The following is a 5155-nucleotide window of genomic DNA, read 5'->3' on the forward strand; positions in this document are numbered from 1 at the left end:
ATAGCTGAACAGCGACTCGCTCGCTTCGTCCGTCCCACGCATCGTCACCCTCACCACCGCTGCCGTGCCGGAAGTGAATCATGTTCTCAAAACCGCGTCGAGACCGGCCTTTTTCAGCAGCCTGTTAATGGTACCCTCAGGTCCAATTGGTCGATGCGCCGCCTGAAGGCTGCCTTCCAGTTTTTCAGCGAGGTCGTCGAGATCAACCGGAGTTTTCTGCAGTGGAGGAGGCTCACGTCTCTCATACAAACTGCGGAGATGAGGCGTTTCTGGCTCTGCATCCAGAAAACCAGTTGCTCTCTTGAACGCCACTTTCAGGAAGTCATAAAATGGCGCTGCGGTAAGGGCTACCGCTGCTGCGGTCGTGGCTGGATTGGCTTCCATTAGGACGATCAGCTCAAAGATGAAACTTCCCTGCCGTGCAGGCTTCATGATTATTGAGGCATTTCTGAGCGCTGTCGCGCGCGAAACTCTCATGATCGCTGTCAACCCTTTGTTCCATGGCAAATAATCCAGCGATGCCGGGCGCAGCGTCTTGTAGATGCGCAAGGTAGGAGGCGGAACTGAGACGACGGTTGAGCAAGCTCTCATGCGCGGGTTGGCTACCGCATGACCGTGGTTTCGTCTTGGGGCTGCCTCGTTCTAAGGGACGAGCGTCGACCGTGTCGGCTCATAACAGGGCACGAGGGTTCCCCACCGCGTTCCGCCCCCAACCTTGCGCATCGGCGTGATCAGGGCGCCTTTCTCAGCTTTGGGTGACGACGCCGACCTCATGTTGCGAGGTTACAGCTCTGGCGATAGCCCAGATGAAACCAACCATCTCGCGTGCGATGGCCGTGGTGACGATCACCTTCGCTTTTCCAGCGGCGACCAGATGCCGGTAGCGTTGGCACATCCGCAACTGCCCCTTCCACGCAATGTCCCGCACGGCCTTGGGCAGTCCCTCGAGCCTGTCGTGAAGTTTGCGACTGACGCGCGCCTGCATGCGATAGCTCCACGCGCCTTCGATCAGCGCCCGCCGGGCGAGGCCGCTGCCGGCCTTCGTGATGCCGCCGCGGCGCACGGTGGCGCCGCTGGAATATTCCGAGGGCGTGAGCCCGAGATAGGCCATCAATTGTCGCGGGTTGTGGAACCGTTGGAAATCGCCGACCTCGGCCACCACGGTCACTGCGACGATGAAGGCCACGCCCCTCATCGCTTGCACTGCCTCCACGATCGGTGCCAACGACCAAGTCGGGAGCAGGTCCGCAACCTGTGTCGTGAGCCTCTCGACACGGGCTTCGGCGTCGGAGACCGCATCGACATAGTCCTGGAACACGATCTGCTGGGCAGGATGATGGAAGCGCACCGTGGTCAGCCAGCGACGGTAGGCGACCGTCCAGCCCTTCTTTCCGGGATAGATGCGACCATGTCTCAGCAGAAACCCCTGCAGATGCTGGCGCGCCTTTCCAAGAACCCGCATCGCGGTCGCACGTGCCCGAACCAGATCGCGCATCGCCTCATGCGCCGCGTCCGGCACCCAGACCGGCGTCAGCTCGCCTGCCCGATGCAACTTGGCCAGCATCACCGCATCGCGGCGATCCGTCTTCACACGGTCGCCCGTCTTCACCGGAATGAGCGATGGTGCGACCACGATGCAGTCATGCCCCATCTCGACAAGTTGCCGGTGTAGACCGTAGCCGCAAGGCCCAGCCTCATAGCAGAAACACAACCGGCCTCCGCTCGCAGCCAGCTTTTCCACCAGCTTACGGACATGATCAGGGCGGTGCGGCACCGTCCCCAAATGCCGGACCTCCCCGCCGCGCTGTCCCATCGCAACCGCGACTGAAATCGTCGCCTTATGGACATCCAATCCGATGAACGTGCTACCCTGCATGTGGTCTCTCCCCCATTCTTGAGGCTCGGCGCCCGCCAACCGGGCGTAACCCTCGAACGGAGAATGCCGCGGGAGAGACCGCCAGCCCAGTCAGGCTCACTCCGCGATCATGGGGTCTCTCCTGTCATGTAAGCGTGAGTGGCGATATGGACGGCGCGAGAAATGCCATCAATCGATGTTGCTCCGTCATATCCTGGGAGGGAATGATCGTCTGCAAGGCCGCCTTGATAGCTTATCCGAATTCGATGTTGGGATAGAGTAGGCATAATGACCTTTCTGCTCAATGTTCAGTATTAAAAGCAAAATTTTCAGGTTGAGAGAAGAGAGTTTGTGATCCCGGCAATGTGCCAGTCTCGCTTTGAGCGATAGACAGGGTAGGGGACCTACTATGATCATCTGGCGAAGCGGGCCGATCCGTCTCGGCTGTCTGATCGGGCACGTCAGGACGAAGCGCTGCGCCCCGAGATCCTGCGTGTCTTCGAAGAGAACTGGCGAGTCTATGGCGTCCGAAAGGTTTGGCGGCAGCTGGGCCGCGAAGGTTTTGATGTCGCCCGATGCACTGTGGCACGGCTAATGAAGAGCATGGGTATTCAAGGCATTATCAGGGGCACCTAAACTGGCTGTATACGCGGTCAACCATGCTAAAAACGTAGCGATTAACCCTTATTGGCCCAGAGGGCCCGAAGCTGCGTATATGAGTGCCAGAAAGAACAAAACCTGATCTGCTCAGCCGCCCGCCAACGCTCAATGCCAACAATATAACGTGACAGCGCTCCAGTGTGCCATTTTGAGTATACCCAAAATAACGCAAGGCATGAACAGCGAAAGCACCCATTTTTATGTTCACTTTGGGTCCGTTTCGAGATAATGAACACATCATCTCAAAGGCACACCCAAAATGAACAGATCGAGCCCCAAAATCGGCTATGCCCGAACATCGACCGTCGATCAGAACCTCGATGCCCAAATTGAGGCGCTGACAGCCGCAGGATGTGGGATGGTGCGCCAAGAACAGCGCAGTGGCGCGACGCTTGAAGGCCGCCCTGAATTGAAAACCATCCTCGACTTTATTCATCCTGGCGAAACCCTGGTGGTGACGCGGATCGACCGGCTTGCCCGCTCAATGCAGGATCTTCAGACCATCGTTGCGCGGCTGAAAGAAAAGGGCGCGCATCTGGCGGCCACCGAGCAGCCCGTGGACACCTCCACGGCGACGGGCAAAGCGTTCTTTGACATGCTTGGCGTCTTTGCGGAATTTGAAACCAATCTCCGCCGCGAGCGGCAGGCTGAAGGGATCAAGGCCGCGAAACGCAAAGGGGTCTATCGCGGTCGCCCACCCAAGATCGACATGGCCACCATTCAGGCCAAGCTTGGTGCAGGCCTCTCTCCAACGGAAATTGCCCGCGAAATGGGGATCTCGCGCGGTACTGTCTATAAAGCAAAGGCTGAAATGCTGACGGGCAATGATCTCATTGAGGGGCGGACTGCATGAAAAAGCCCCCACGCAAGCGACAGCCTTCCGCGCCCAAAGTGCCTGTGCAAACAGGGGCCAAGGTCCCACCACCACGCAACCTGACCCCAGAGCTTTGCGACCGGCTGCGCCGGGACATGATGACGGCCTGCCTCGCCGTGGCAGAAACCCACGGGCTGACGGTCGAAGGCGGGGATCTCTCGGATATCGATCTGCGCCATAGCTTCGAGATCAGCTTCCGCGTCGGCATCCCGCAAGAGAGCGGCGAGATCTACTCACCAGAGAAGGCCCTGTTCGAGGTGCTCGCGCCTCATTTTGGCTTGGAGCCCGAGGATCATGGCCGCACCTTCCGATCGAAGGATGAACTCTTCCGCATCGTCGCCATCAATCCAAACAGGCCAAAATATCCGATCAGCGCAGAACGCGTCTCCGATGGCCGAGGCTTCAAGTTCCCCGCCGAAAACGTCGTCATGTACCTGCAGCGTTCAGGCGCATAGTTTGTACGCCTTTTGTCCCATCAAACGATCAAATATGCACGCTCGGGCCTGTTACGCCTATCTCAAGCGATCAGCTGAGGCATTCGGACCCAAGGGCGACCGCATCTTGAGGCAGTCGCGCGGCTTCGACGACTTCATGCGCTGTCGGGTAAGGGATGCCATCGTCAGAATAGTTGCAAAACGAAAATCTGTGATCCCAGCAGTTATGCCGGTCTCGCCTTGAGCGATAGACAGGGCCGGGGATCGACGGGCTGAGGCCCGCTCACCCCAGCCCTGACAGTTTTCAAACCCTGTTGATCCGCCTGCCATCCCGGCAGGTCCGAGAAAACCGGCAAGCGCCGCCGGTGGCGTCGGTTCCGGCCCTGAATTCCGGTTCCTCCCACGCGCAGGCGCGCGGTTCCCTCCCAAATTCACGCCCTCCACCCGGTTGTCATGGCCCCGCCAGGCCGCAGGACGGGCTTTGCCCTTACCTGCTCTGCCCTTCGGAATGCATGGGCATTCCAAAGATCAGAACAGGAAGGCCCGCCCATCGGCGGAAAGGGGAAGAGACCCGGCCCGCGTCACTCGAAGGAGGGTCACAAATGACCGCAGAGAAGTTTGACGTTTATTCCCATGTTACCAACCAGATCATCGCGCAGATCGAGGCGGGAACGCCGCCCTGGCGCAAGCCGTGGACCGGCGGCGGGGCATCGGTCAGCTTGCCGGAACGGTTCAACGGCGAAGCCTATCGGGGCATCAACATCCTGATGCTTTGGGCCACGGCGATGGCCAAGGACTACAGCTCAGCCCGTTGGATGACGTTCAATCAGGCCAAGCAGCTTGGGGGCCATGTCCGCAAGGGCGAGAAATCCGCAACCGTGGTGAAATACGGCACTGTCGAGCGCGAGGACGATAACGGCGAAGAGCGTCAGATCCCCTATGCCAAGGCCTACCGCGTGTTCAACGCTGATCAGATCGAGGGCTTGCCCGCTGAATTCTACATCCTGCCCAATCCGCCGCGTGATCTTGGCACCGTGGCCGACCCCGCGTTGGAGGCATTCTTTGCCGCAAGCGGCGCGCAGATCGACGTGACCGAGGAGCCGTGCGCCTACTACAACATCAAGACCGACCGCATCCATATGCCGCCGATCGCGACCTTTCACAGGGCTGCAGGATATTACGGCACCTTGGCGCATGAGCTGACCCATAATGCCGAGGTTCGGATTATGCCGCGCCGATCTGCCGGACCTGTTGGGTTGCGGTTAGACCGGCGCGGCGTGTCGGCATAAAAACGTTGGCGACAAACAGCAGCCGTTCGAACTCAACGCGGCG

At 59.4% G+C, this 5155-nt stretch carries 6 protein-coding genes and 1 pseudogene; 4 read left to right on the top strand and 3 right to left on the bottom strand.

Annotated features, from left to right (window positions below):
- Positions 1–78: 78 nt before the first annotated feature.
- The 3 genes from IT41_RS21120 to IT41_RS22210 all read right to left on the bottom strand — a co-directional run bounded on the left by IT41_RS21120 (position 79) and on the right by IT41_RS22210 (position 2142).
- Positions 79–549 carry a hypothetical protein gene (locus IT41_RS21120; protein WP_139221779.1) on the bottom strand — a complete coding sequence of 157 codons (471 nt, stop codon included), beginning with the start codon at positions 547–549 and terminating at the stop codon, positions 79–81.
- 196 nt (positions 550–745) lie between these two features.
- Positions 746–1876, bottom strand: a complete 1131-nt coding sequence (locus IT41_RS18955; protein ID WP_036744278.1) for an IS110 family RNA-guided transposase — start codon at positions 1874–1876, stop codon at positions 746–748.
- Between the two features lie 107 nt (positions 1877–1983).
- Positions 1984–2142, bottom strand: a complete 159-nt coding sequence (locus IT41_RS22210) for a DUF7946 domain-containing protein (RefSeq protein ID WP_462498366.1) — start codon at positions 2140–2142, stop codon at positions 1984–1986.
- A 115-nt stretch (positions 2143–2257) separates the two neighbouring features.
- Between IT41_RS22210 and IT41_RS20415 the strand changes: the two are divergent.
- The 4 genes and pseudogenes from IT41_RS20415 to IT41_RS18970 form a co-directional block, all read left to right on the top strand.
- A pseudogene (locus IT41_RS20415) lies at positions 2258–2485 on the top strand (IS3 family transposase); the annotation flags it as partial.
- Positions 2486–2774: 289 nt separating this feature from the next.
- Complete coding sequence (locus IT41_RS18960) at positions 2775–3368, top strand: recombinase family protein (protein WP_052081799.1); 594 nt, start codon at positions 2775–2777, stop codon at positions 3366–3368.
- Positions 3365–3844 carry a hypothetical protein gene (locus IT41_RS18965; RefSeq protein ID WP_052081800.1) on the top strand — a complete coding sequence of 160 codons (480 nt, stop codon included), beginning with the start codon at positions 3365–3367 and terminating at the stop codon, positions 3842–3844. Before IT41_RS18960 ends, IT41_RS18965 begins: the two co-directional genes overlap by 4 nt.
- Positions 3845–4335: 491 nt before the next feature.
- The gene (locus tag IT41_RS18970; protein WP_231564842.1) at positions 4336–5112 is read left to right on the top strand and encodes an ArdC family protein; all 777 of its coding nucleotides are present in this window, start codon (positions 4336–4338) and stop codon (positions 5110–5112) included.
- Positions 5113–5155: the final 43 nt, after the last annotated feature.

Origin of the sequence: Paracoccus halophilus, assembly GCF_000763905.1 — a bacterium.
GTDB classification, from domain to species: Bacteria; Pseudomonadota; Alphaproteobacteria; order Rhodobacterales; family Rhodobacteraceae; genus Paracoccus; species Paracoccus halophilus.

Bases quoted from the DNA above. Each gene is read 5' to 3' on its own strand.
- IT41_RS18970 (WP_231564842.1), top strand. From the start codon at position 4,336: ATGGGCATTCCAAAGATCAGAACAGGAAGGCCCGCCCATCGGCGGAAA.
- IT41_RS18955 (WP_036744278.1), bottom strand. From the start codon at position 1,876: ATGCAGGGTAGCACGTTCATCGGATTGGATGTCCATAAGGCGACGATT.
- IT41_RS22210 (WP_462498366.1), bottom strand. From the start codon at position 2,142: ATGCCTACTCTATCCCAACATCGAATTCGGATAAGCTATCAAGGCGGC.
- IT41_RS18965 (WP_052081800.1), top strand. From the start codon at position 3,365: ATGAAAAAGCCCCCACGCAAGCGACAGCCTTCCGCGCCCAAAGTGCCT.
- IT41_RS18960 (WP_052081799.1), top strand. From the start codon at position 2,775: ATGAACAGATCGAGCCCCAAAATCGGCTATGCCCGAACATCGACCGTC.